This window comes from Prauserella flavalba, from assembly GCF_003202235.1.
Classification (GTDB): Bacteria; Actinomycetota; Actinomycetes; order Mycobacteriales; family Pseudonocardiaceae; genus Prauserella_A; species Prauserella_A flavalba.
The window spans coordinates 659118-683591 of record NZ_MASU01000013.1; the positions used below are offsets into that span (position 1 = coordinate 659118).

At 71.0% G+C, this 24474-nt stretch carries 19 protein-coding genes; 16 read left to right on the forward strand and 3 right to left on the reverse strand.

The features are described from left to right. The first annotated feature begins 48 nt into the window (after positions 1 to 48). From BA062_RS30425 to BA062_RS30505, 16 genes are all read left to right on the forward strand, one after another. The gene (locus tag BA062_RS30425; protein ID WP_110342505.1) at positions 49 to 966 is read left to right on the forward strand and encodes a LysR substrate-binding domain-containing protein; all 918 of its coding nucleotides are present in this window, start codon (positions 49 to 51) and stop codon (positions 964 to 966) included. A 296-nt stretch (positions 967 to 1262) separates the two neighbouring features. Further along, complete coding sequence (locus BA062_RS30430; protein WP_245960073.1) at positions 1263 to 2516, forward strand: lytic transglycosylase domain-containing protein; 1254 nt, start codon at positions 1263 to 1265, stop codon at positions 2514 to 2516. A gap of 70 nt (positions 2517 to 2586) precedes the next feature. Beyond that, positions 2587 to 4107, forward strand: coding sequence for an ArnT family glycosyltransferase (locus tag BA062_RS30440; RefSeq protein ID WP_110342506.1), 1521 nt, complete (start codon positions 2587 to 2589; stop codon positions 4105 to 4107). A 172-nt stretch (positions 4108 to 4279) separates the two neighbouring features. Continuing rightward, positions 4280 to 5767: a sugar ABC transporter ATP-binding protein gene (locus BA062_RS30445; RefSeq protein ID WP_110342507.1), complete on the forward strand. Its 1488-nt coding sequence runs from the start codon at positions 4280 to 4282 to the stop codon at positions 5765 to 5767. Then, entirely contained in the window at positions 5764 to 6822 is a 1059-nt protein-coding gene (locus BA062_RS30450; protein ID WP_110342508.1) for an ABC transporter permease, read from the forward strand. The genes BA062_RS30445 and BA062_RS30450 overlap by 4 nt, the downstream gene beginning before the upstream one ends. Next, complete coding sequence (locus tag BA062_RS30455; RefSeq protein WP_110342509.1) at positions 6819 to 7874, forward strand: substrate-binding domain-containing protein; 1056 nt, start codon at positions 6819 to 6821, stop codon at positions 7872 to 7874. The genes BA062_RS30450 and BA062_RS30455 overlap by 4 nt, the downstream gene beginning before the upstream one ends. Before the next feature lie 29 nt (positions 7875 to 7903). Beyond that, positions 7904 to 9019 carry a Gfo/Idh/MocA family protein gene (locus BA062_RS30460; RefSeq protein ID WP_110342660.1) on the forward strand — a complete coding sequence of 372 codons (1116 nt, stop codon included), beginning with the start codon at positions 7904 to 7906 and terminating at the stop codon, positions 9017 to 9019. Between the two features lie 48 nt (positions 9020 to 9067). Beyond that, complete coding sequence (locus BA062_RS30465; RefSeq protein ID WP_110342510.1) at positions 9068 to 13654, forward strand: ThuA domain-containing protein; 4587 nt, start codon at positions 9068 to 9070, stop codon at positions 13652 to 13654. Between the two features lie 96 nt (positions 13655 to 13750). After that, a complete protein-coding gene (locus BA062_RS30470) occupies positions 13751 to 14899 on the forward strand; it encodes an inositol-3-phosphate synthase (protein WP_110342511.1) in 1149 nt (382 codons plus the stop codon). A gap of 80 nt (positions 14900 to 14979) precedes the next feature. After that, positions 14980 to 15831, forward strand: a complete 852-nt coding sequence (locus BA062_RS30475) for an SCO3242 family prenyltransferase (RefSeq protein ID WP_110342512.1) — start codon at positions 14980 to 14982, stop codon at positions 15829 to 15831. Continuing rightward, entirely contained in the window at positions 15828 to 17222 is a 1395-nt protein-coding gene (locus tag BA062_RS30480; protein WP_110342513.1) for an EboA domain-containing protein, read from the forward strand. The genes BA062_RS30475 and BA062_RS30480 overlap by 4 nt, the downstream gene beginning before the upstream one ends. Next, the gene (locus BA062_RS30485) at positions 17219 to 18082 is read left to right on the forward strand and encodes a TatD family hydrolase (protein ID WP_110342514.1); all 864 of its coding nucleotides are present in this window, start codon (positions 17219 to 17221) and stop codon (positions 18080 to 18082) included. The genes BA062_RS30480 and BA062_RS30485 overlap by 4 nt, the downstream gene beginning before the upstream one ends. Next, positions 18082 to 19179, forward strand: a complete 1098-nt coding sequence (gene eboE / locus BA062_RS30490) for a metabolite traffic protein EboE (protein WP_110342515.1) — start codon at positions 18082 to 18084, stop codon at positions 19177 to 19179. Before BA062_RS30485 ends, eboE begins: the two co-directional genes overlap by 1 nt. Beyond that, positions 19176 to 20576, forward strand: a complete 1401-nt coding sequence (locus BA062_RS30495) for an alkaline phosphatase family protein (RefSeq protein WP_110342516.1) — start codon at positions 19176 to 19178, stop codon at positions 20574 to 20576. The genes eboE and BA062_RS30495 overlap by 4 nt, the downstream gene beginning before the upstream one ends. Continuing rightward, on the forward strand, positions 20573 to 21580 hold the full coding sequence (locus tag BA062_RS30500; RefSeq protein WP_110342517.1) for a sugar phosphate isomerase/epimerase family protein: 1008 nt from the start codon (positions 20573 to 20575) through the stop codon (positions 21578 to 21580). The genes BA062_RS30495 and BA062_RS30500 overlap by 4 nt, the downstream gene beginning before the upstream one ends. A gap of 36 nt (positions 21581 to 21616) precedes the next feature. Further along, positions 21617 to 22504 (forward strand): sugar phosphate isomerase/epimerase family protein, encoded by an 888-nt coding sequence (locus tag BA062_RS30505; protein WP_110342518.1) that lies wholly within the window; start codon positions 21617 to 21619, stop codon positions 22502 to 22504. Positions 22505 to 22618: 114 nt separating this feature from the next. Here BA062_RS30505 and BA062_RS30510 read toward each other — a convergent pair whose 3' ends face one another. From BA062_RS30510 to BA062_RS30520, 3 genes are all read right to left on the reverse strand, one after another. Then, positions 22619 to 23521, reverse strand: a complete 903-nt coding sequence (locus BA062_RS30510; RefSeq protein ID WP_245960074.1) for a prenyltransferase/squalene oxidase repeat-containing protein — start codon at positions 23519 to 23521, stop codon at positions 22619 to 22621. A gap of 92 nt (positions 23522 to 23613) precedes the next feature. Then, the gene (locus BA062_RS30515) at positions 23614 to 24042 is read right to left on the reverse strand and encodes a hypothetical protein (RefSeq protein ID WP_110342519.1); all 429 of its coding nucleotides are present in this window, start codon (positions 24040 to 24042) and stop codon (positions 23614 to 23616) included. Between the two features lie 41 nt (positions 24043 to 24083). Further along, positions 24084 to 24455, reverse strand: coding sequence for an STAS domain-containing protein (locus tag BA062_RS30520; RefSeq protein WP_110342520.1), 372 nt, complete (start codon positions 24453 to 24455; stop codon positions 24084 to 24086). Positions 24456 to 24474: the final 19 nt, after the last annotated feature.

Here is a 24474-nt window from a genome sequence, read left to right on the forward strand (position 1 = left end):
CAACCGCTGAAAACCAAAAAAAGATGCACAAGTTGTTCAGGGAAGCTGATGAAGGAGTTCACTCTCCGGCAGTTGCAGTACTTCGTCGCGGTGGCCGACGAGGGCTCGATCAGCGCCGCCGCGCGCTCCCTGCACGTCTCGCCGGGTGCCGTGTCGCTCGCGGTGAGCGAGCTGGAGACGAGCCTCGGCGTGCAGCTGACGCTGCGCAGGCGCGCGATGGGGGTCACGCTCACGCGCGCGGGCCTGCTGGCGGCGGAGCAGGCCAGGGCCGTGCTGAGGGAGTCCGACGAGCTGCACAACATCAGCCAGGTCCTGCGCGGCGAGCTTTCCGGCACGCTGCGGATCGGGTGCTTCACCACCCTCTCGCCGTGGCTGCTGCCGCGCATCATCGCCCACTTCGCCCGACGGCACCCCGGCGTGCGGGTCGAGGTGCTGGAGACCTCGTCCGACGTGTTGCAGCAACGCCTGCAGGACGGGGACCTCGACGTCTGCCTGATGTACGCCCAGCACATCCGCACCCGGATCGACCACGAGGAGATCGTTCCGGTCCGGGTCCAGCTCGTACTGCCCGCCGACCACCGGCTCGCCGATCGCGACGAGGTGGCGTTCCGCGAGCTCGGCGACGAGCCCGCGGTGTTGCTCGCGCTGCGGCCGGTGCGTGACCTCGTGGAGGAGATCCTGCGCAAGACCGGCTTCAGGCCGAACGTGGCCTGGCGGATCGCGAACGTGGAGACCATCCGGTCGATGGTCGGGAGGGGGCTCGGCTACTCGGTGCTGATGGGCAGGCCCTTCGGCGACCGCACCTACGACGGTCTGCCCTTGGTGTACAAGCGGATCGCCGATGAGGTGCCCGACAACGCCGTGGTGCTCGCCCATCCACGCGGCAGCGTTCCCACGGCGAAGGTCCGCGCGCTCGCCGATTTCTGCCGCCGCGAGTTCGCCGAGGAGGGGCATCCCGTGCAGTGACGGTGCCCGGAACGCACAACTTGTTGTCCTGAGTGCAAAATTCGGCGTCCTGAGCGCACGACTCGCGTGCGGGAGCGCACGACTCGCGCGCGGGCATAGCCAAAGCGGGCGCGCATGGTGCAGGCTGACTCTGGCATTCGGCGGATTCATCGCGGCGGCTGCTGGGGCGACAATCCTTATCCGGCGCTGGTGACCGGTCCCGGCCGGGCGACGACGTTCAAGGGGAGAACAGCATGCATCGATCCCACCGCAGGGCCCTCGCCCGTCGCAGACGTGCGAACGCGAGAAGAGCCCGGGTGGCCTCGCTGGCTGCCGTGTCGTTGGCGTTCGTGCCGTTCGTGGGTGGTGGCGCCGGATCGCTGCCACTGGCGGGAACCGCGATGCAGGAACCGTTCGGCGCCACCGGCGAGCTACCCGCACAACGAGAACTCGGCCCGCAGATCCTCGCCGACGCCGGTGATCCGCTCGCGCTGGCCAGGGGCGGCGCTCCGCTGGGCGTGCCGGTTCCCGAGCTCGCGGACGGTACCGGTGCCTCGGGCGCGTCGGCCACGGGCTCGCTCGGCATCCCCGGCGCCGTGCTGAAGGCCTACTACGACGCCGAACGCGCACTCGCCTCGCTGAGCCCCGGCTGCAAGCTCGACTGGAGCCTGCTCGCCGCGATCGGACGGATCGAGTCAGGGCACGCGAGCGGCGGGCGTGTCGACGGGGACGGCCGCACGCTCTCGCCGATCCTCGGTCCGCAGCTCAACGGAGCGGGTGCCTTCGCCGCGATCGCCGACACCGACGGCGGCGCACTCGACGGCGACGGCGTGTGGGACCGGGCCGTGGGGCCCATGCAGTTCATTCCCGGCACGTGGTGGGCCTACGCCGCGGACGGCAACGGCGACGGGGTCGCCGATCCGCACAACGTGTTCGACGCCACCGTCGCGGCAGGCAAGTACCTGTGCGCGGGCGGCGGCGACCTCAGCAACCCGCAGGACCGTGCGCGGGCGGTCTTCCGCTACAACCAGTCGGACTCCTATGTGCGCACGGTGCTGCTGTGGGCGAGCCTCTACGCGGGAGGCGTGACGCCGACGGCGAGCGCGTCCGGCCCGATCGTCCTCGCCGACGGCGGGCCGGTGGCGGGCTTCCAGGGCCCGCCGAGGGGGCGCAGCGCGCCGCCACCCCCGGCACCGAGCGTGCGGCCGGGACCCGCTCCCAGCACGCCGCCCGCCACCGGCGCCCCGCCGGCCACCGGCGGACCGGGCACGTCCACGCCCGACCGGCCGGACCAGCCCGAGCTGCCGGGCACGACCACGCCGCCGCCCGGCACGAGCGACCCCACCACCCCGACGACACCGCCCACCACGCCGGACGACCCGGGCACGACCACGCCGCCGCCGACGTGTGAGCCCACGGAGCCGCCGGCCACGACGGAGCCCACGGAGCCCACGGCGACCGAGCCGACCGAGCCGCCTCCGGCGACGGAGCCGACCGAAACCGCCGAGCCGACGGAGACCACCGAGCCCACCGACACCACGGAGCCGCCGCCACCGTCCTGCACGCCGTGACAGTGGCCCACGTCGCCGGTGGCGTGCCCCTCGCCGGACGCGGGGAGGCCGCCACCTAGGGTGCGGCGGCATGGTGGGACAGGGGACGGCTCACGCGCCGCGCGCCGGAGCACCCGCCTCCGTTCCCGCCTTCGCGCGCGTGCCGGTGCTCGCCGTCGCGGGCGCCGCGATGGCCGTGCTGCTGGCGTTCAGTGGCCGCCACGGCTACCACGGCGACGAGCTGTACTTCATCGCCGCGGGCCGCCACCTCGATTGGGGCTACGCCGACCAGCCACCGCTGCTGCCGCTGCTCGCGCTTCTCACCGACACGCTCTTTCCCAGCTCGGTGATGGGCTTCCGGCTGCCCGCGATCCTGCTCACCGGGCTCGGCGTGGTGATCGCCGCGCTCATCGCGCGGGAACTGGGCGGTGGCGCGCGGGCGCAGCTCATGGCGGCCGGTGCCTATGCGTGCTCGCCGTTCCTGCTCGCCGGTGCCGGGCACATCCTCGCCACGCACATGGTGGACGCGGTCCTGTGGACGGTGATCTGCTGGCTGGTGGTGCGGTGGGTGCGCGTGCGCGACGACCGGCTGTTGTTCGCCGCCGCGCTCGTCACCGCCGTGGACCTTCAGGTGAAGTTCCTGATCCCCGTGTTCTGGGTGCTGGTCACGGTGTCCGCGCTCGTGCTCGGGCCACGCGACCTGCCGCGCAGGCCGCTGCTGCTGGCAGGCGGTGTGCTCGCCGTGGTCGCGTGCGTGCCGACGCTGGCGTGGCAGGCGGCGCACGGCTGGCCGCAATTGGAGATGAACGCGATCGTCGCGAGCGAGGTCGCGTTCGCGGGCGGGCGCGCCACGTTCCTGCCGATGGCGCTGGAGCAGGCCGGGATCGGTGTCGGAGCGCTCGCGCTCGTGCTCGGCGTGTGGTGGCTGCTGCGTTCTCCGCGGCTGCGCCCGTACCGCTTCCTCGGTCCCGCGGTGCTCGGGGTCACGGCCGTCTTCTGGTTCACCGCGGGGCGGCCCTACTACGTCGGCGGGCTGTTCGCGCTGTGCTTCGCCGTCGCCGCCGTGGAGCTGGACCGCGTGCTCGTCCCGCGCTGGCGGCCCGTGGTGGTGCTCGCCTACGTGCTGTCGGCGGTGGTCGCGGTCAGCTGGTTGCCGGTCAGGCCGGTCTCGGACTACGCGGGCACGCCGTACAGCCCGATGAACATGGCGCTCGAGGAGTTCGGCTGGGAGGGCGTCGCGCGCAGCGTCGCCGCCGCGTACACGTCGCTGCCGCAGGGCGAGCAGGCCCGCACGACGGTGGTCACCGAGACCTACTGGCAGGCCGCGGCGATCGAGAAGTTCGCCCCTGAGCTGCCAGAGCCGCACAGCGGGAGCCGGGGCTACTGGTACTTCGGCGCGCCTCCCGAGCACGCCGTGGACGCCGTGTTCGTCGGCTCGACGCGGCAACGGCTGCTCGGCTACTTCGCCGGCGTGCGCAGGGTCGGCGAGGTCGACAACGGCCACGACATCAACAACGTGACCCAGGGCGAGCCGATCTGGCTCTGCGAGGGCCGCGTGGCGCCGTGGCCGGAGTTGTGGCCTCGGTTCCGCCACATGTCTTTCACCTGGTAGAGCCGCTTTTCTCCGGCGACTACGCGAAGTAGTTGTTCACAAGCCTGCAACTTCACCTTGACGGGTGTTGTGGGTCACTCTACTTTTGCATGTCACAGGAGGAAGTGGGGCTGATGTGGATTTAAGTCTGCATGCGGCGAGCGCTGACGAGGGCGCCGAGCCACTGCTGGCGATGCGCGGCATCGTCAAGACCTTCCCGGGCGTGCGGGCGCTCGACGGCGTGGATCTGGAGGTCCGGGCCGGCGAGGTGCACTGCCTGCTCGGCCAGAACGGCGCGGGGAAGTCGACGCTCATCAAGACGCTGGCCGGGGCGCACCAGCCCGACGGCGGCGAGATCGTCTGGCGAGGGGAGAGCATCACCCTGCCCTCGCCGGTCGCCGCCCTGAAGCGCGGCATCGCGACCATGTACCAGGAACTCGACCTCATCCCGAGCCTCTCGGTGGCGGAGAACGTCTTCCTCGGCCACGAGCGGGCGCGGTACGGCTTCACCAGGCCCGCCATCGCCCGCGCGGAGACGGCCGCGCTGCTCGAACGCCTCGGCCACGCCGAGATCTCGCCGGACGAGGAGGTCGGCAGGCTGTCGGCGGCCGGTCAGCAGCTGGTCTCGATGGCGAGGGCGCTCGCGCACGACGCGCGGCTGATCGTCGCCGACGAGCCCACGGCCGCGCTCGCCAGCGACGAGGTGGACAACCTCTTCCGCACCATCGCCGAGCTGACCGCCTCGGGCGTCGCCGTGGTCTACATCTCCCACCGGCTGGAAGAGATCCGCCGTATCGGCCACCGCGTCACGGTCATCAAGGACGGGCGCACCGTGGCGGCCAACCTCGACGCGCGGGAGTCGCCGACGTCCGACCTCGTGGACCTCATGGCGGGCCGCAAGGTGCAGACGGCGTTTCGCGAGGCGGGGGAGGCCACGGTCGAGTTCGGCGACGTCCTGCTCGACGTGCGCGGGCTCAGCCGCGAGGGCGAGTTCCGCGACGTCACGTTCTCCGTGCGCGCGGGCGAGATCGTCGGGCTGGCCGGGCTCGTCGGAGCCGGCCGTAGCGAGGTGCTGGAGACGATCTTCGGGGCCCGCAAGGCGGACACGGGCACCGTGTCGGTCGACGGCAAGACCCTGCGGCCGGGCAGTGTCGCGTCGGCCGTCAAGGCAGGGGTGGGCCTCGCACCCGAGGAACGCAAGAGCCAGGCGCTGCTGCTCGACATGTCGGTGACCCACAACGTCACGCTGGCGAGTCTCGGCGAGTACAGCAGGCTCGGCTTCTCGCAGCGCGGCAGGGAGACCAGGGATTCGGCATCCACTTTGGACCGATTGGACCTGCGGCCTGCCGACCCGTGGCGGCTCGTGCGCACGCTTTCCGGCGGTAACCAGCAGAAGGCCGTGGTGGCGCGCTGGCTCGTGCACGGCTGCAAGGTGCTGCTGCTCGACGAGCCGACGCGCGGCGTCGACGTCGGCGCCCGCGCCGAGCTGTACCGGCTCATCCACGAACTCGCGGCCACCGGAGTCGCGATCGTGCTGGTGTCCAGTGAGATCCCCGAGGTGCTCGGGCTCGCCGACCGGGTGCTCGTGCTGCGCGAGGGCGACGTGCTGGCCGACCGGCCCGCGAACGAACTGACGGAAGGCGACGTGCTGGACATGGTCATGGAAGGAAGCGCAGCATGACGAAGGCACTCGACAGACCGCCGGTGCGCTCCGGCACCGCGAGCGCACTGCGCCGCTCGGTGCGGTTCGATGTGCGGTTGCTGGGCCTGGCCGGCGTGCTGGTCCTGCTGTGCGTCATCGGGTTCATCACCCGGCCCGAGACGTTCCTCACCCAGGACAACATCTCCACGATGTTGCGGCTCGCCGCCGCGATCGGCGTGGTGAGCGTCGGCATGACGTTCGTGATCATCGCGGGAGGTATCGACCTCTCGGTCGGCTCGATCGTCGCGCTCTCCAGCGTGTGGATGACGACGCTCGCGACGCAGTCGTACGGGCCGGTCGTGATGGTCCTGTGCGCGTTGCTGGTCGGCCTCGGCTGCGGCCTGGTCAACGGGGCGCTGGTCTCCTACGGCAAGGTCGTCCCGTTCATCACCACGCTCGCGATGATGGCCTCGGCCCGCGGTCTCGCGGAACGGCTGTCGGGCAGGCAGACGCAGGTGGTGACGGAGACCGGGTTCACCGACTTCTTCCGTGCCTCGTTCCTCGGCATTCCGGTGCTGGTGATCATGCTCGCGCTGGTGTTCGTGGTCGGCTGGATCGTGCTCAACCGCACCACGTTCGGCAGGCGGACCTACGCGATCGGCGGCAACGCCGAGGCGGCGCGCCTCTCCGGCATCAACGTGAAGCTGCACACGGCGCTCGTCTACGGCATCAGCGGCCTGTGCTGCGGCATCGCGGCGATCATGGTGGTCGCCCGTACCACCTCCGGTGCCTCCACCAACGGCTTGTTCTACGAGCTGGACGCGATCGCCGCGGTGGTCATCGGTGGCACGCTGCTCTCCGGCGGCCGCGGCAGCCTCATCGGCACCCTGATCGGCGTCCTGATCTTCACGGTGCTCAACAGCATCTTCACGCAGAACAACCTCGACACCGACATCCAGAACATCGCCAAGGGCGCCATCATCGTCGGGGCCGTGCTCCTGCAGCACACGACGGCGAGGCGGCGCAAGCGAAAGCCCCCCGCTCAACCGAGTCCCGACCCGCAACCGACCAACACCAACGGGAGCCAGTCATGATCCAGACCAACTTAGCCCGACGCGGATTCCTCTTCGGCGCGGCCGGACTCGGCGCTGGCGCGGTGCTGGCCGGCTGCACGTCGAACGAACCGGAGCAGCAGAACAACCCGCAGCAGGAGAACCTCGCGCAGGGTGACAACGCCGAGCCGGGGCAGCCGGTGACGATCGGCTTCTCCGCGCCCGCGGCCGACCACGGCTGGATGGCGGCGATGACGATCAACGCGAGATCCGCCGCCGAGCAGTTCTCCGACGTCACCCTCAACGCCACGGAGGGCACCAACGACGTCAACCAGCAGATCGCGCAGGTCGAGTCGCTCATCAACGCCGGGGTCGACGTGCTGGTGATCCTGCCCTTCGACGGCAAGGCGCTGACACAGGTCGGCCGTCAGGCGATGGACGCCGGCATCCCCGTCGTCAACGTGGACCGGGTCTTCGACACGCCGCTCGCGTACCGCACGTGGATCGGCGGCGACAACTACCGCATGGGCGTCAACGCCGGTAACTACATCGCCGAGCGGCTCCAGCGGGAGAACGTGAACAACCCCGTGATCGGCGAGGTCGCCGGCATCGACTCGCTGCCGCTGACGCAGGAACGCAGCCAGGGCTTCCGCGACGCGTTGCAGCGGCACGGCTTCAGCGTGGGCCCGCGCGTGTCGGCCGAGTTCACGCCGGAGTCCGGCGAGCGGCAGACGGCGAACCTGCTGCAGGGCGCGCAGACCCTGCACGCGCTGTGGAACCACGACGACGACCAGGGCGTCGGTGTGGTGGCCGCGATCGAGAACGCGGGCCGCAACGACTTCTTCATGGTCGGCGGCGCGGGTTCCACCAACATGATGAACCTGATCAAGGCCGACTCCGGCCCGGTCAAGGCGACGGTGCTCTACAGCCCGTCGATGGCGTCGTCGGCGATCGCGATGGCCCGCCTGCTCGGCCAGAACAAGGGCCTCGGCGACCTCGCCGAGCACGAGATCCCCTCCGAGCTCACGACGTACTCGGCCGTCGTCACGAGGGAGAACGTGGACAACTACATGGACGTCGGGTTCGACTCGTGACGGATGGTGCACAGTCGCTCGGCATCGGCATGGTGGGGCACGCCTTCATGGGTGCCGTCCACTCTCACGCGTGGCGCAACGTCCACCGCTTCTTCGACGTCCCGCTGAGCCCACGCCTCGTGGTGCTCGGCGGGCGCGACGAGCAGCGGACCAAGGAGGCCGCCGCCCGGTTCGGCTTCGAGTCGGTGGACACCGACTGGCGCGCGATCATCGAGCGGGAGGACGTCGACCTCGTCGACATCTGCACGCCCGGTGACACGCACGCCGACATCGCGATCGCCGCGCTGGAGGCGGGTAAGCACGTCCTGTGCGAGAAGCCGCTCGCCAACACCGTCGCCGAGGCCGAGCGCATGGCCGAGGCGGCTGCGCGCGCCGACGCGCGCGGCGTGCGCTCGATGGTGGCGTTCAACTACCGCAGGGTGCCGGCGCTGTCGCTCGCGCGCAGGCTCGTCGCCGAGGGCAGGCTGGGCGAGCTACGGCACGTGCGCGCGGTGTACCTGCAGGACTGGCTCTCCGACGCCACGTCGCCCATGACGTGGCGGTTGCGCAAGGAGCAGGCCGGTTCCGGGTCGCTCGGCGACATCGGGGCGCACATCGTGGACGCGACGCAGTTCGTCACCGGTCAGGTGATCACCGGGGTCGCGGGCATGACGGAGACGTTCGTGCGCAACCGGCCGGGCGCGGGCGGGGCCGAGGAGGCCGTGACGGTCGACGACTGCGCGGTGTTCCACGGCAGTCTTTCCTCGGGTGCGGTGGCGACGTTCGAGGCCACGCGGTACGCCCTTGGCCGTAAGAACGCCATGCGCATCGAGGTCAACGGCTCGCGCGGCAGCCTGGCCTTCGACTTCGAGGCCATGAACGAGCTGTGGTTCTACGACGGCGACGAGCCGGGAGAGACCGCGGGCTTCCGCCGCATCATCGCCACCGAACCGGAGCACCCGTACGTGAGCGCGTGGTGGCCGCCCGGTCACGGCCTCGGCTACGAGCACACGTTCACCCACGAGATCGCCGACCTCCTGCGGGCGATCGGCGACGGACAGTCCCCCGAACCGGGTTTCGCCGACGGCCTGCGCGTGCAGCGCGTGCTGGAGGCGGTGGAGAGCAGCGCGGCCGACGCTTCGCGCTGGAAACCAGTGGAGGAATAGACGACCAACGGCACCGTCCCCGCCGGTCGAACAAGAGGAAAGGTACCAGTGCGACGAAGCAGTAGTACCACGCAACGTAGACGATCTCCTCGGAATTGGTGGCGCTTCGGTGCCGCCGCATTGGCGTTCTGCACCGGTCTCGGCGGGTTCGCGTTCACCGCGACCGCCGAGACCGGGCAACCCGGGACCCAGCACACCGCCAGCGTCCTGGTCTTCTCCAAGACCGCCGGCTTCCGGCACGACTCGATCCCCACGGGAATCGCCGCGATACAAGAACTGGGGGCTGCCGACGGCTTCACGGTCGAGGCAACCGAAGACGCAGCGGCGTTCACCGACGACAACCTCGCCCGCTTCGACGCGGTGGTGTGGCTGTCCACCACGGGCGACGTGCTGAACGACGAGCAGCAGGGCGCCTTCGAGCGCTACGTCGCGGGCGGCGGCGGGTACGTGGGCGTGCACGCCGCGTCCGACACCGAGTACGACTGGCCCTGGTACGGCGACCTCGTCGGGGCCTACTTCGATTCCCATCCGCAGATCCAGGAAGCCTCGATCGACGTCGAGGACCACGAGCATCCCTCCACTGTGGACCTCCCGGGCCGGTGGACGCGTACCGACGAGTGGTACAACTATCGCGAGAACCCGAGGCAGGACGTCCACGTCCTGGCCACGCTGGACGAGTCCAGCTACGACCCGGGTTCCGGCGCGATGGGCGACGACCACCCGATCGCGTGGTGCCACGAGAACAGCGGCGGCCGGGCCTGGTACACCGGCGGCGGCCACACCGTCGAGTCCTACGCCGAACCCGAGTTCCGGCAGCACCTGCTCGGGGGCATCCGCTATGCCACGGGCGAGGCCGAGGGCAACTGCGCGACCGAGCCCGGCGGCGAGACCCCGGTCGACGAGGACTTCGACCAGATCACGCTCGCGCAGGGCGAGGCGGTGACCGGCGAGCCGATCGCGCTCGCGGTGCTGCCCGACCGCCGCGTACTGCACACTTCGCGCGACGGCCGCGTCTTCCTGACCACGCCCGAGGCGACCACCACGGTGGCCGCGACGATCCCCGTCTACAACCACGACGAGGACGGCCTCCAGGGCATCGCGGTGGACCCGGACTTCGAGAACAACAGCTGGGTGTACCTCTACTACGCGCCGCCGCTGGACACCCCGCCCGGTGATGCGCCGGAGAACGGCACCGCGGCGGACTTCGAACCGTTCCAGGGCTACAACCAGCTGTCGCGTTACAAGCTGACCCCCGAGGGAACCCTCGACCCGGCCAGCGAACAGCGGATCCTCCAGGTGCCGGCCGACCGCGGCATCTGCTGTCACGCGGGTGGCGAGATCGACTTCGACGCCGACGGCAACCTGCTGCTGTCCACGGGGGACGACTCGAACCCGTTCGCTTCCGACGGCTACACGCCGATCGACGAACGGGCCGACCGCAACCCGGTGTTCGACGCACAGCGCACCTCGGCGAACACCAACGATCTGCGCGGCAAGATCCTGCGCATCAAGGTCGGCGAGGACGGAAGCTACACCGTTCCCGAGGGCAACCTGTTCGCTCCCGGCACGGAGGGCACGAAGCCGGAGATCTACGCGATGGGCTTCCGCAACCCGTTCCGGTTCGCTGTCGACAAGGAGACGGGTTGGATCCACCTGGGCGACTACGGCCCCGACGCCGGTTCGGCCAACCCCGGGCGTGGTCCCGGCGGCACGGTCGAGTTCAACCTGATCAAGGAGCCCGGCAACTACGGCTGGCCGTACTGCGTCGGCGACAACCAGCCGTTCGTCGACTACGACTTCGCCACGGGCACCTCCGGCGAGCCGTTCGACTGCGCGGCGCCGAAGAACGAGAGCCCGCACAACACCGGGCTCGTCGACCTGCCGCCGGTACAGCCCGCGTGGATTCCCTACGACGGCGGTTCGGTGCCCGAGTTCGGCACAGGCGGCGAGTCGCCGATGGGCGGCCCGACGTACCACTTCGACCCCGAGCTCGACGTCGTGACGAAGTTCCCCGAGTTCTACGACGGCAAGAACTTCGCCTACGAGTGGGACCGAGGCTGGATCAAGACGATCGAGGTCGGCGACAGCGGCGAGCGCGGCGCGATCGAACCGTTCTTCGACTCGATGACGCTGACCAGGCCGATGAACATCGAGTTCGGCCCCGATGGCTCGCTGTACGTGCTCGACTACGGCAGCGGGTACTTCGGTGGCGCGGCCGACTCGGCGGTGTACCGGATCGACTACACCAAGGGCAACCGGACCCCGCAGGTGAACCTGACGTCCGACAGGACCTCGGGGCAGGCCCCACTCGAGGTGAGCTTCGACCCGGCGGGCACCAGCGACCCCGACGGCGGCGAGCTCACCTATGCGTGGGACTTCGACGGTGACGGCAGCACCGACTCCACCGAGGCCGGCCCGGTGACGCACACCTACACCGAGCCCGGCCAGTACACCGCGCATCTCGCGGTGACCGACGAGACCGGGCTGACCGGTGCGGCGAGCGTGGTGGTGACCGTGGGCAACACGGCGCCGACCGTGACGCTCGAGGCCCCGGTGAACGGCGGGGTCTTCGGCTTCGGCGACACGGTGCCGTTCAAGGTCACCGTCACCGACCCCGAGGACGGGCCGGTCGACTGCTCGCGCGTGACCGTGGAGTACATCCTCGGCCACGACAACCACGGCCACCCGCTGTCGCGGGCCACGGGCTGCGAGGGCGTGCTCGAGACCCCGGCCGACGAGGGCCACGGGCTCGACGCGGACGTCTTCGGTGTCATCAACGCGAGCTACACCGACAACGGTGCGGGCGAGGTGCCCGCGCTGCCCGGCTCGGACGAGGTCGTGCTCCAGCCCAAGCTGAAGCAGGCCGAGTTCTTCACCGAGCACAACGGCATCCAGGTGGTCGACGCCGCGGGAGCCAGCGGTGGCAAACGGGTCGGCTACATCGAGGACGGTGACTGGATCTCCTTCGACCCGGTGAACCTCACCGGCATCGAGGCGATCGGCTACCGCGTGTCCTCGGGTGGCGCGGGCGGCACGATCGAGGTGCGCTCCGGTGCTCCGGACGGCGAGCTGCTGCAGACCGTCCCGGTGAGCAACACCGGGGGCTTCGACAACTACGCCGACATCGCGCCGGTTCCGGTGACCGACCCCGGTGGCACCACGCCGCTGTACCTGGTGTTCAAGGGAGCCGGTGTCGGCGGACTGTTCGATGTGGACAACATCCAGTTCACGGGCGCGGGCGTGGCCGAGCCGGGCACCCCGCCGACGTGTGAGCCCGCGCAGCCGGACGAGGGCTACTCGATGCTCTTCGACGGCACCGCGGCGAGCATGGAGGCGTGGAACCAGGCCGGTCCCGGTTCGTTCGAGCTGCAGTCCGACTGCACGATCAAGTCGGTCGGCGGCATGGGCCTGTGGTGGCACGAGAAGGAGTACGCCGCCTACAGCCTGAAAATGGACTGGAAGATGGCCGGTGACGACAACTCCGGTGTCTTCGTCGGGTTCCCGGACCCGGGCAACGACCCGTGGGTCGCCGTGAACCAGGGCTACGAGATCCAGATCGACGCCACCGACGCCGACGACCGGACCACGGGTGCGATCTACACGTTCCAGTCCGCCGACCTCGCCGCGCGCGACGAGGCGCTCAACCCGCCGGGGGAGTGGAACTCCTACGAGATCGTGGTGCAGGGCCAGACCATCAAGGTCTACCTCAACGGGGTCCTCATCAACGACTTCGTGAGCACCGACCCCGCCAGGGACCTGGCCCAGGGCTTCATCGGGATCCAGAACCACGGCAACGGCGACGACGTGTTCTACCGCGACATCCAGATCAAGGAGCTGGACGTCACGGCGCCGGTGACCGAGGCGGCGTTCGCCGAGCCGGGCTCAGCGGGCTGGCACCGGGGTGAGGTCGCGGTCACCCTCTCGGCGACCGATGCCGGTTCCGGGGTCGAGCGCATCGAGTGGAGCCTCGACGGCGGCGAGTGGACGACGTACTCCGAACCCGTGGTGGTCTCCGGCGACGGCGAGCACACGCTGCTGTACCGGGCCGTGGACGCGGCGGGCAACGTCGAGTCGGACAAGGCCGCGTCGATCAGCATCGACGGGACCAAGCCCACCGTGATGGTGGCCGGTGTCGCCGACGGCCGGGTGTACGGCGACGCCACCGACCTGGTGGTGTCGTGGCTGGCGGGTGACGACACGTCGGGTGTGGCGAGCCAGTCGGCCACGCTGGACGGACAGCCGGTGACCTCGGGCGCCACGGTGCCGCTGCACCAGCTGCCGCTCGGAGTGCACTCGCTGAAGGTGACGGCCACCGACACGGCAGGCAACACCGCGGAGCAGTCGGTGACGTTCGCGTCGACGACCTCGCTGCGCGACATCGGCCAGCTCGTCGAGCGGTTCCGGGCGAGCAACCGGCTGTCGCTGACGGACTACGTCGCCCTGTCGTCCCAGCTGTCCAAGGCCCGCAAGGCCGAGGGAGGCGGCAACGACGTCAAGGCGATCAAGGAGCTACGAAAGTTCGTCGACCGAGCGGACTCGGTGCCCGACAATGGAGTTCGCGACACGCTGGTGCGCGACGCCGAGGCAGTGATCGGGCACATCGAGGGTGGCGCCCCACTCGCCACCGCGAGTTAGCAGGGCCTAGCGGGTGTCTCAACGTGGTTTGCGTAACGGTGCGGGTGGCGGCCAACCCAAGCGGCTTCGCCGCTTCTGAAGGAAGGGCCTAGCTTCATGGAACCCACAGGGTTGTGGTTGATCGGTGCACGCGGTTCGGTCGCCACCACGGCGATCGCGGGACTGCTCGCACTGCGGGCCAGGGTGGTGGAACCGACAGGCTGCGTCAGCGCGCTGCCCCGGTTCGCCGACCTGGGCCTTCCCGGCTGGGACGAGCTTCGCGTCGGCGGGCACGACATCGCCGAGCTCGCGCTGGACAAGCGTGCGGAGCTGCTGACCGAAGCCGGGGTGATCCCGCACCGCGTGTTCGAGGCGGTCCGCGCCGGCCTGTCCGAAGTGGATTGTGAACTGCGGCCGGGCTACCACCCGGCCACCAACCCGGGTTCCCAGGCCGACGCCGCGCGGCGGCTCGCCGACGACATCGGCGAGTTCGCCGCGCGCAACGGGCTCGCCCGCGTCGTGGTGGTCAACGTGTCGTCGACGGAGCCGGTGTTCCCGGCTCTGCCGGAGCACGGCACGCTGGCCGCCCTCGAGGCGGCGATGGCGGTGCCCGGCCGCACGGTGCTGCCGCCGAGCTCGGTGGCAGCGTACGCGGCGCTGCGGGCGGGCTGCCCGTTCGTCGACTTCACGCCGTCGACCGGCATTCGCCTGCCCGCGCTGGAGGAACTGGCGGCGGCGCAACGGCTGCCGTACGCGGGTTCCGACGGCAAGACCGGCGAGACGCTCGTGCGGAGCACGCTCGCGCCGATGTTCGCGGCGAGGGCGTTGCACGTGCGGTCGTGGTCGGGGACGAACCTGCTCGGCGGCGGCGACGGGCTCACGCTCGCCGACGCCGAGCACGCGGGCAGCAAGCTCGCGTCGAAGGGGCGGGGGCTGGCGACGCTGCTGGGCGGCGACGTCACCTCGCCGCTGCACATCGACAACGTGCCCGATCTCGGTGAGCAGAAGATCGCGTGGGACCACGTGTCCTTCGAGGGGTTTCTCGGGGCGCGGATGAGCCTGCAGTTCACGTGGAGCGGCTACGACTCGGCGCTGGCGGCGCCGCTGGTGCTGGACCTGGCGCGGTTCACGGCGCTGGCGCACCGCCGCGGCGAGTCCGGCCCGCTCGGCTGTCTGGGCTTCTTCTTCAAGGACCCGATGGGCACCGAGGAGCACCGCCTCGCCGAGCAGTTCGCCGAGTTGACGACGTGGGCGGAGGCGCGATGACCGCGGTGACCACTCCGTTCGCGGCGGTTCCACCTTCCCCCAAGGCCACCTTTGTTGCGTTGAGCGCACCCAAGGTGGCCTTGGGGGCCGTCGCCGAGCTGGTGCGGGCGCCGGCGGCCTTGACAGTGCTGGGGGACACGATCGCGGGGGCGGCGGCTTCGGGGTCACCGTTGCGGGGCAGGCGCTGGACCCTGCCACTCGCGTCGGTGGCCCTCTACTGGGCGGGGATGGCACTCAACGACTGGGCCGACCGGGACCTCGACGCCGTCGAGCGTCCCGAGCGGCCGATTCCCTCCGGTCGGCTGAGTGCGGGCGCGGCCCTGGCCACTGGGGGTGCGCTGACCGCTGCCGGGCTGGGAATCGCCTGGTTCGGCGGCGGTCAGCGGTCCCTTCGCGTCGCCCTGCCGCTCGCGGGCGCGATCTGGGCGTACGACACCAAGCTGAAAGGTACGGCTGCGGGACCCTGCGGCATGGCGGCGTGCCGGGCGCTGGACGTGCTGCTGGGCGCGGGCGGCCGGTGGCGGGACGCCGCCCCGGCCGCCGTCGCGCTCGGGGTCCACACCCACGGCGTCACCGCGCTGTCGGCGGGCGAGGTCCACGGCGGGTCCGCCCGCACGGCCCGCACCGCGCTGGCTGGCACCGCCATCGCCACCGCGCTCACCGTGGCCGGGCGCGGGGGGAGCCGGCGTGACCGCCTGGCCGCGCTCGGCTTCGCGAGCGGGTACGCGGCCACGGTCGGCAGGGCGCAGTACGACGCCGCCGGGCAGCCGTCCGCGCCACGGGTGCGCGCGGCCACGATGGCGGGCATCCACGGCATGGTTCCCCTGCAGGCGGGTCTCGCCGCCCGGTACGGCGCGGCCAAGGTCGCCGCCGCGCTGGCGACGGCGTTGCCGCTCGCCAGGCGCCTCGCGAGGAAGGTGAGCCCCACGTGAGCACCCTGCGCTTCGGCTACGGCACCAACGGCTTCGCCAGCCACCGGCTCACCGACGCACTCGCCGTCATCGCCGACCTCGGCTACAGCGGTGTCGCGCTGACGCTGGACCACGACCACCTCGACCCCTTCGCCAGGGATGTCGCCGAGCAGACGCGCCGCGTGCGCGACCGGCTCGGCGAGCTGGGGCTCGGTGTGGTCGTGGAGACCGGTGCGCGGTACCTGCTCGACCCGTGGCACAAGCACCAGCCCACGCTGGTGTCGGCGGATCCCGCGCCGCGCATCGATTTCCTCCGCCGCGCCACGCGCATCGCGGAGGACCTCGGCGCCGAGTGCGTGTCGTTCTGGTCCGGTGTCCAGCCGTCTGACGTGGACGTGGAGACGGCGTGGCTGCGGATGCGCGACGGCGTCGCCGCCGTGCTGGAGACCTCGGGCGTGCGGCTCGCACTCGAGCCCGAGCCGGGGCACTTCGTGCAGCACCTGGAGCAGGCGCTGCGCCTGCGCACCGAACTGGGCTCACCGGAGCTGCTCGGCATCACCCTCGACGTCGGGCACTGCGTGGCCGTGGAGCCGAAGAACGCGGCCGAGTGCGTGCGTGAGGCCGGGGAGCTGCTGTTCAACGTGCAGCTCGACGACATGCGGCCCGGCGTGCACGAGCACCTCGAGTTCGGCGAGGGAGAGCTCGACCTCACCGGCACGCTGGCCGCGCTCACCGAGATCGGCTACCGGGGCCTGGCCGCGGTGGAGCTGCCCCGGCACAGCCACGCGGCACCGGACGTCGCCCGGCGAAGCATCACGGCGCTCAGGGCCGCCGACTGGCTTGCCGGCGCGGAACGGTCCGTGCGCGCCGATCCCGTGAAGATCCGCACGCTGTTCCCCGCCGCGGGGCGCAAGGCGGGGAGGTCACCGCTGGACGCCCGCGGCCTCGTGCACGGCACCACCGACGACCACGCGAGGGCCCGCCTGCTGGCCGCGCTCGCCGATGCCCTTCGGGACGGGGAACTGGCCAAGGAGGTCGCCGAGCTGTACCGCTACGGCGACGGCGCCGAACGCAGGGGCGTGCTGCGCGGGCTGCACCTGCTGCCCGGCGACGCCGAGGTGATCGACACGGGCCTCCGGCTGGTCGAGGATGCCTTGCGCGCCAACGACATCGGACTCGTCGCCGCCGCGCTCGGACCGTTCGCGCAGCGGCACCTCGACGCGCACACCTGGCGCCACGGCGTGCTCAAGTGCCTGTTCACCGGCGTACCGGTCGCCGCGGTGAGCGGGCTGGCGCAGCGCGCCGACGCCGAGCTGGTGCGCATGGTCACCGACTACGTGGCCGAACGGAAGGCCGCGGGCCGCGACGTTCCGCCGGATGCCGATCTCGTGCTCCAGGAGGCAGGACAATGAGGATCTTCGACCCGCACATCCACATGACCTCGCGCACCACCACCGACTACGAGCAGATGTACGAGGCCGGGGTGCGGGCGCTCGTCGAACCCGCGTTCTGGCTCGGCCAGCCGCGTACCAACGTCGGCTCGTTCACCGACTACTTCGACGGTCTCATCGGCTGGGAGCGGTTCCGTGCCTCGCAGTTTGGCATCCGCCACCACTGCACGATCGCGCTGAACCCCAAGGAGGCCAACGATCCCCGCTGCGTCGACGTGCTCGACGTGCTGCCGCGCTACCTCGCCAAGGACGGCGTGGTCGCCGTCGGGGAGGTCGGCTACGACTCGATGACCGAGGCCGAGGAGAAGGCGTTCGCCCACCAGCTGACACTGGCGATCGAGCATGAGCTGCCGGTGCTGGTGCACACCCCGCACCGCGACAAGCTCGCCGGGACGAGACGCACGCTCGACGTGGTGCGCGAGTCCGGGATCGCGCCCGAGCTCGTGGTCGTGGATCACCTCAACGAGCTGACCGTCGGCCTCGTCGCCGACGCGGGCTGCTGGATGGGTTTCTCGATCTACCCGGACACCAAGATGGACGAGCACCGCATGGTGACGATCCTCAGGGAACACGGCACGGACCGGATGCTCGTGAACTCCGCGGCCGACTGGGGGCGCTCCGACCCGCTCAAGACCCTGCGCACGGGCGAGGCGATGCTCGCGGCGGGCTTCACTGAGTCCGATGTGGACACAGTGCTGTGGCGGAACCCCGTCGAGTTCTACGGGCAGAGCGGCAAGCTCATGCTCGACCCGCTGGAGACCGGTGCTCCGACCGGCGAGACGTTCGAGGGAAACTCGGTGCTGCGTGGGGCGAGGCAGTGATGCTGTCCTACTGCACCAACGTGCATCCCGCCGAGGACCTCGACGGGATACTCGCGCAGCTCGACACCTACGCGGTGCCGGTGCGCGAGAGGCTGGGCCAGGACCGGCTCGGCGTGGGGCTGTGGCTCGCCGCGGGCGTCGCCTCGGGCCTGGCCGCCGACCCGGCGGCCAGGCGCAGGCTCGCGGCGGAGCTTTCCGCGCGGGGCCTGGCCGTGCAGACGCTGAACGCCTTCCCCTACGGCGGTTTCCACGCCGACGTGGTCAAACACTCCGTCTACCTGCCGACCTGGACCGACCCGCGCCGCCTTCGCTACACCCTCGACTGCGTCACCGTGCTCGCCGACCTGCTGCCCGGCGACGCCGCGTACGGCAGCATATCGACGCTGCCGCTCGCGTGGCGGGAGCCGTGGACGTCCTCGCACGACGTGCGCGCCGGCATCGCGTTCGAGGAGGTGACGCGCGTCCTGCGCTCCGCGCTGGCCCGGCACGAGCAGCCGATCAGGCTCGCGATCGAGCCGGAGCCGGGCTGCGTGCTCGACACCGTGAGCGACGCCGTCGCGTGGCTCGCCGGGCGCGTCGATCCGGAGTACATCGGGCTGTGCCTGGACACGTGCCACCTCGCGGTGTCGTTCGCCGACCCCGCGAAGACGGTCGCGGACATCCGGGCCGCTGGCCTGTCGGTGGTCAAGGTCCAGGCGTCGGCCGCGCTGCACGTCGAGCACCCCGGGGCACCGGAGGCCGTCGCCGCGCTGAGGGCGTTCGCCGAACCCCGCTACCTGCACCAGGTGCGCGAGCTGCTGCCGACGGGCGAGGTGCTCGCCGCCGACGACCTGCCTGCCGCGCTGGAGACCCTGCCCGCGCGGGGGCCGTGGCGCGTGCACTTCCACGTGCCGCTGCACGCCACCCCGGCCGCGCCCCTGGAGTCGACCACCGGGGTGCTCACCGGGGCGCTCGGCGCGCTGGCCGCGCAGGGCCCGCTGCCGCACGTCGAGGTGGAGACCTACACCTGGACCGTCCTGCCCGAGAGCGGCCGTCAGGAACTCGCCGCCGGTATCGCCGACGAGCTGCGCTGGGCGCGCATGGAGGTGCACGCATGAAGAAGCTCGTGGTGATCGACGTCGTCGGCCTGACGCAGAAGCTGTTGCGCCACATGCCCAACCTCACCGCGCTGTCCACACGCGGCTGGCAGGCCGAACTGGGCACGGTGCTGCCCGCCGTGACCTGCAGCGCGCAGTCGACGTTCCTCACCGGGCGGATGCCCGCCGAGCACGGGATCGTCGGCAACGGCTGGTACTTCCGCGACCTCGGCGAGATCTACCTGTGGCGCCAGCACAACAGGCTCGTGCAGGGCGAGAAGCTGTGGGAGACCGCGCGGGCCGCCTCCCCCGGCTATGTGGCCGCCAACGTGTGCTGGTGGTACGCGATGGGCGCCACGACCGACTTCACCGTCACCCCGCGCCCGATCTACCACGCCGACGGCCGCAAGTCGCCCGACTGCTATGCGCGGCCGCCGCAGCTGCACGACGCGCTCACCGACGAGCTGGGTCCGTTCCCGCTGTTCCAGTACTGGGGTCCGACGGCGTCGATCGCGTCGACGCGGTGGATCGTCGCGGCGTCGCGGCGGCTGCTGCGCACCGACGGCCCCGACCTGTTGCTCGTGTACGTTCCGCACCTGGATTACGACCTGCAGCGCTTCGGGCCCGACTCGCCGCAGGCCGTCGCCGCCGCGCGGGCGGTGGACGCCGAGCTCGGGCCGCTGCTGGCCGACGCGCAGGCGGCCGGGGCCGCCGTGGTGGCGCTGTCCGAGTACGGCATCACGGCCGCCGACACGCCGGTCGACGTCAACCGGGCGCTGCGCAGGGAAGGGCTGCTGGAGGTCTACACGCAGGACGGCATGGAGTACCTCGACCCGTGGACCTCGCGCGCGTTCGCCGTGGCCGACCACCAGGTCGCGCACGTCTACGTCGGCGACGAGCAGGACCTGCCGCGCGTGCGCGAGATCCTGACCGCGCTGCCCGGTGTCGACGAGGTGCTCGACCGCGAGGCACAGGCCCGCTACGGCCTCGACCACGAGCGCGCGGGCGAGCTGGTGGCGGTGGCCGAACCCGACGCGTGGTTCACCTACTACTACTGGCTCGACGACGAGAGGAAGCCCGACTTCGCCAAAGGCGTCGAGATCCACCGGAAACCCGGCTACGACCCGGCCGAGCTGTTCTTCGACCCCGACGACCCGCTGGTGAAGGCCAAGGCAGGGCTGAACCTCGTGCGCAAGAAGGTGGGCCTGCGCTACGCCATGAACGTGGTGCCGACCGATCCGCGGTTCGTGCGCGGCTCACACGGCAGGCTGCCCGCCTCGCCCGCCGACGGCCCCGTGCTCGTGTGCTCGGAGCCGGTCATTCCGTCCACTGTGGAGTCATCCGGTCGTGTCAAGGCCACCGAGGTCCGCGACCTGCTGCTGCAACTGCAAGGAATCCGAGAGGGAGCTTACCGATGAGCCGACCGGTTACGCTGTTCACCGGCCAGTGGGCCGACCTGCCCTTCGAGGAGGTCTGCCGGCTCGCGTCGAGCTGGGGCTACGACGGGCTGGAGATCGCCTGCTCCGGGGACCATTTCGAGGTGGACCGCGCGCTGTCCGAAGAGGACTACGTGGCTGGCAGGCACAAGCTGCTCGAATCCTACGGCCTGAAGGTGTGGGCGATCTCCAACCACCTGGTCGGCCAGGCCGTGTGCGACGACCCGATCGACGACCGGCACCGCAACATCCTGCCCGCCCGCATCTGGGGTGACGGTGAGCCCGAGGGCGTGCGGCAGCGGGCCGCCGGCGAGCTGGCCGACACGGCGCGCGCCGCGGCGAAACTCGGCGTGGACACGGTGATCGGCTTCACCGGCTCGAAGATCTGGAAGTACGTCGCGATGTTCCCTCCCGTGTCGCAGGAGGTGATCGACGACGGCTACGCCGACTTTGCCGCGCGGTGGAACCCGATCCTCGACGTCTTCGACGAGGTGGGTGTGCGCTTCGCCCACGAGGTGCACCCGAGCGAGATCGCCTACGACTACTGGACCACCAAGCGTGCGCTGGAGGCCGTGAACCACCGGCCCGCGTTCGGCCTCAACTGGGACCCGTCGCACTTCGTGTGGCAGGACCTCGACCCGGTCGGCTTCATCCTCGACTTCGCCGACCGCATCTACCACGTCGACTGCAAGGACACGAAGAAGCGCTTCGACGGGCGCAACGGCAGGCTCGGTTCCCACCTGGCGTGGGCCGATCCGCGCCGCGGCTGGGACTTCGTGTCCACGGGGCACGGCGACGTCGACTGGGAGAGCGCGTTCCGCGCGCTGAACTCCATCGGCTACACCGGTCCGATCTCGGTGGAGTGGGAGGACGCCGGCATGGACCGGCTGCGGGGTGCCGCCGAGGCCGTGAACTACATCCGCAATCTCAACTTCGACAAGCCCGCGGCGGCGTTCGACGCCGCGTTCTCCACTGATCGTTCCTGAAGCTCTCCCCACCTTGTACCGGAAAGGGAACCGAGAATGAGCGATTCACCGAAGTCTCGCCTGTCTCGCAGGGCCATGCTGCGCACCACGGCGGGCGCCGCGGCCGTCGCCGGCATCGCGGCGGCCACCGCGGGTACCGCGCAGGCGGGCTGGGGCCACGGCGGCGGCCACGGCCACGGGGGCAGGCGGCTGCCGAAGGAGCGGATCGCCGTCCAGCTCTACACGCTGCGCAACGCGCTGGAGGCCGACCTCGAGGGCACGCTCGGGGCGCTGTCCGACATCGGCTACCGCAACGTCGAGCTGGCCGGAACCTACGGGCGGAGCGCGAAGGAGTTCCGCGGGCTGCTCGACAGGTACCGGCTGAGGGCGGTCTCGGCGCACGTCGACTTCCGGGGCGCGGACGTCGACCAGCTCATCGACGACGCGAGGATCCTCGGCTACCACGTGGCCGACTGCGCGTACGCCAACTTCGGGACGATCGCCGAATGGGCCTCCTTCGCGCAGGACCTGGAGGCGGCGGGCAAGGCGTTCCGCAAGGCCGGGATCGCCTACGGCTACCACAACCACGCGCACGAGTTCCAGGCGATCGACGGCGTCCGGCCGTTCGACGTCATCGCGCGCACCACCACCCGCCGCAACATCCACTTCGAGTACGACCTCTATTGGCTCGTCGTAGCGGGTGCCGACCCGGTGCGGGAGTTCTACCGGCAGTTCGGCCGGGTGCGGCAGTTCCACGTGAAGGACCGCGCCGACGACGGCAGCTTCGCCGACCTCGGCACGGGCAACATCGACTTCGCGCGGATCTTCCGTGAGACGTGGGCGGGCGGCGCGGTGCTGCACTACATCGTCGAGCACGACCAGCCCACCGACCCGCTCAAGACCGCCGAAGTGGGCTACGACTACCTGCGCGACCTCCGCTTCTGACCTTTCCCCAAGGCCACCTTTGTTGCGTTCAACGCAACAAAGGTGGCCTTGGGGGCTGTTGGCTGACCGCAGTGAAGGCCACCTTGCCTGCGTTGGACGCAGTGAGGGTGGCCTTCACTGCGCGTGGGCGGCGGCCTGGAGGATCCGGACCGCGTTGACCGTGCGGTAGCCGCGCCACTCCAGGGTCGCCTGCGGGGAGTAGCTGTCGAAGTCGACTCGCCAGCCGCCGTCGTCCTGCTGGCCCTCGGCGAGCCTGCGCAGCTCGGCGTCGAGCACCTCGGGGGCGAACAACTTCCGCGCCGGGCGGCCCGGCAGCGGGGCGAAGTCCAGCGGCCGCATCGTCTCGCCCTCGGCGCCGCCCTCCACCGGCACGAGCCCGTCGGCGGGGACGTACCGGGCGAGGCGGTCCAGCAGCTCCGCCGCCTCGGGGCTGGTGTCCGACGCGGCGTCGAGGAACCCCACCGCGAACGCGAGCACGAGCGCGTGCGGCCTGCCGTCGAGCGTGCGGATGGCCGACAGGCAGTAGTCGCTCGCCCGCGCGAGCCACGGGTGCTCCGCGACGGCGGGGTCGTGCGCGGCGACGCGCAGCGCGTTGGCGGTGGTGATCGCGGTGATCTGCAGCGACGACTCCGCGGGGTCGGCCTTCACCCAGAAGGGCGCGCACCCCGACGGCGACGTCACGGGCAGCGCGAACGGAATCCCGCCGTCGGGCAGGGTCACCGACTCCAGCCAGTCGCACAGGGCCGCCGCGTGCGGGCTGGTGACCGGACCGACCTCGGCGAACACCTCGAAGGCGTGCAGCGCCGGACCGGTCTGGCTCTCCGGGGAGCGCAGGTCCGGTTCCAGGCCGTGGCCGTACCCGCCGTCGGCGTTGCGGTAGGCCGCGAGCGCGGCGAGGGTCGCCTCCGCGTCACCCGAACCGGTGAGCAGCTCGAACCGGCGCTGGTCGAGCAGCCGGGCGTGCGTGCGCTGGAAGACCGCCGCCGCGGCGAGATCGAAGGACAGCTCGTGAGACATGCCGTCCATGCTCTACCCCCGCCTGCCGCCGCGTCTTGAACGGACCGGACATCACCCGGACGTTGTCCTGACCGGGCCGGGGCAGGACCCGGTCAGGACAACTGCGTGCGCCGCGGGAGACGGGCGCGCAGGGCCCTGGCGAAGAACTCGGGATCGTCGACGGTGACCGTGAAGTCGCGGTGCCGCACGCCGATCGGCTCGTGCCCGTGCACCGGCTCGCGGAAGGTGATGCACACCTTGCCGCCGGTGGTGGTCACGTCGGCGATGTTGGTCAGCGGCGTTTCGAAGCGCCAGTGCCCGTAGCTGACCTGGAGGCAGTCGCGGATCACGCGCACCCGCGAGTTGCCGCGGTACACGCCGAACAGCGGCAGCACGCTATGCAGGGGCCCGTCGAAGGTGAACCCGGAGGCGAGCAGGCCCTCCTGGTTCGGCAGATGGGTCTCGGCCGCGCGCCACGGATCGCCCGAGCTGCGGCACTCCCTGCGGAGCTGCGCTGCGAAACGGCGGTTGTACGAAGTCACGACGTCGATGTACCCACTATGGTGCCGCGCGAACCGGCGGCTCAGTGCGCGTGCGCGAGGGCGTCTTCCACCGTGGCGTAGAGCCGGAGCGTGTCCGTCAGCCCGACCACCTCGACCGGGCGGGTGACCGCCCGCTGCCCGGCGACGATGTGGAGGCTGCTGCCCTTGTTCTCGGCGGCTTCGTGCAGCCGCAGCAGCAGGGCGAGACCGCAGGAGCCGATGAACGCGACACCGGACAGGTCCACCACGAGCGGCTCGGGCGGCCGGATGCCGGCGACGGCGTGCTGGAGGTGCTGTTCGAGCCGGGGCCCGGTGCTCAGATCGACCTCACCCTCCACGCGCACCACGACGGTGCTCCCGTGGTGCTCGTCCGCGACGTGGAGCAGCGGACTCGGTGCGGGCAACTCGGGCACGTGACCTCCAGCGGGGGAC

What these genes read in the sequence shown, in the direction of transcription:
- BA062_RS30495 (WP_110342516.1), top strand. Translation starts at nt 19,176, where the DNA reads ATGAAGAAGCTCGTGGTGATCGACGTCGTCGGCCTGACGCAGAAGCTG.
- BA062_RS30440 (WP_110342506.1), top strand. Translation starts at nt 2,587, where the DNA reads ATGGTGGGACAGGGGACGGCTCACGCGCCGCGCGCCGGAGCACCCGCC.
- BA062_RS30510 (WP_245960074.1), bottom strand. Translation starts at nt 23,521, where the DNA reads ATGTCTCACGAGCTGTCCTTCGATCTCGCCGCGGCGGCGGTCTTCCAG.
- BA062_RS30460 (WP_110342660.1), top strand. Translation starts at nt 7,904, where the DNA reads ATGGTGGGGCACGCCTTCATGGGTGCCGTCCACTCTCACGCGTGGCGC.
- BA062_RS30445 (WP_110342507.1), top strand. Translation starts at nt 4,280, where the DNA reads ATGCGCGGCATCGTCAAGACCTTCCCGGGCGTGCGGGCGCTCGACGGC.
- BA062_RS30455 (WP_110342509.1), top strand. Translation starts at nt 6,819, where the DNA reads ATGATCCAGACCAACTTAGCCCGACGCGGATTCCTCTTCGGCGCGGCC.
- BA062_RS30425 (WP_110342505.1), top strand. Translation starts at nt 49, where the DNA reads ATGAAGGAGTTCACTCTCCGGCAGTTGCAGTACTTCGTCGCGGTGGCC.
- BA062_RS30485 (WP_110342514.1), top strand. Translation starts at nt 17,219, where the DNA reads ATGAGGATCTTCGACCCGCACATCCACATGACCTCGCGCACCACCACC.
- eboE (WP_110342515.1), top strand. Translation starts at nt 18,082, where the DNA reads ATGCTGTCCTACTGCACCAACGTGCATCCCGCCGAGGACCTCGACGGG.
- BA062_RS30450 (WP_110342508.1), top strand. Translation starts at nt 5,764, where the DNA reads ATGACGAAGGCACTCGACAGACCGCCGGTGCGCTCCGGCACCGCGAGC.
- BA062_RS30500 (WP_110342517.1), top strand. Translation starts at nt 20,573, where the DNA reads ATGAGCCGACCGGTTACGCTGTTCACCGGCCAGTGGGCCGACCTGCCC.
- BA062_RS30470 (WP_110342511.1), top strand. Translation starts at nt 13,751, where the DNA reads ATGGAACCCACAGGGTTGTGGTTGATCGGTGCACGCGGTTCGGTCGCC.
- BA062_RS30505 (WP_110342518.1), top strand. Translation starts at nt 21,617, where the DNA reads ATGAGCGATTCACCGAAGTCTCGCCTGTCTCGCAGGGCCATGCTGCGC.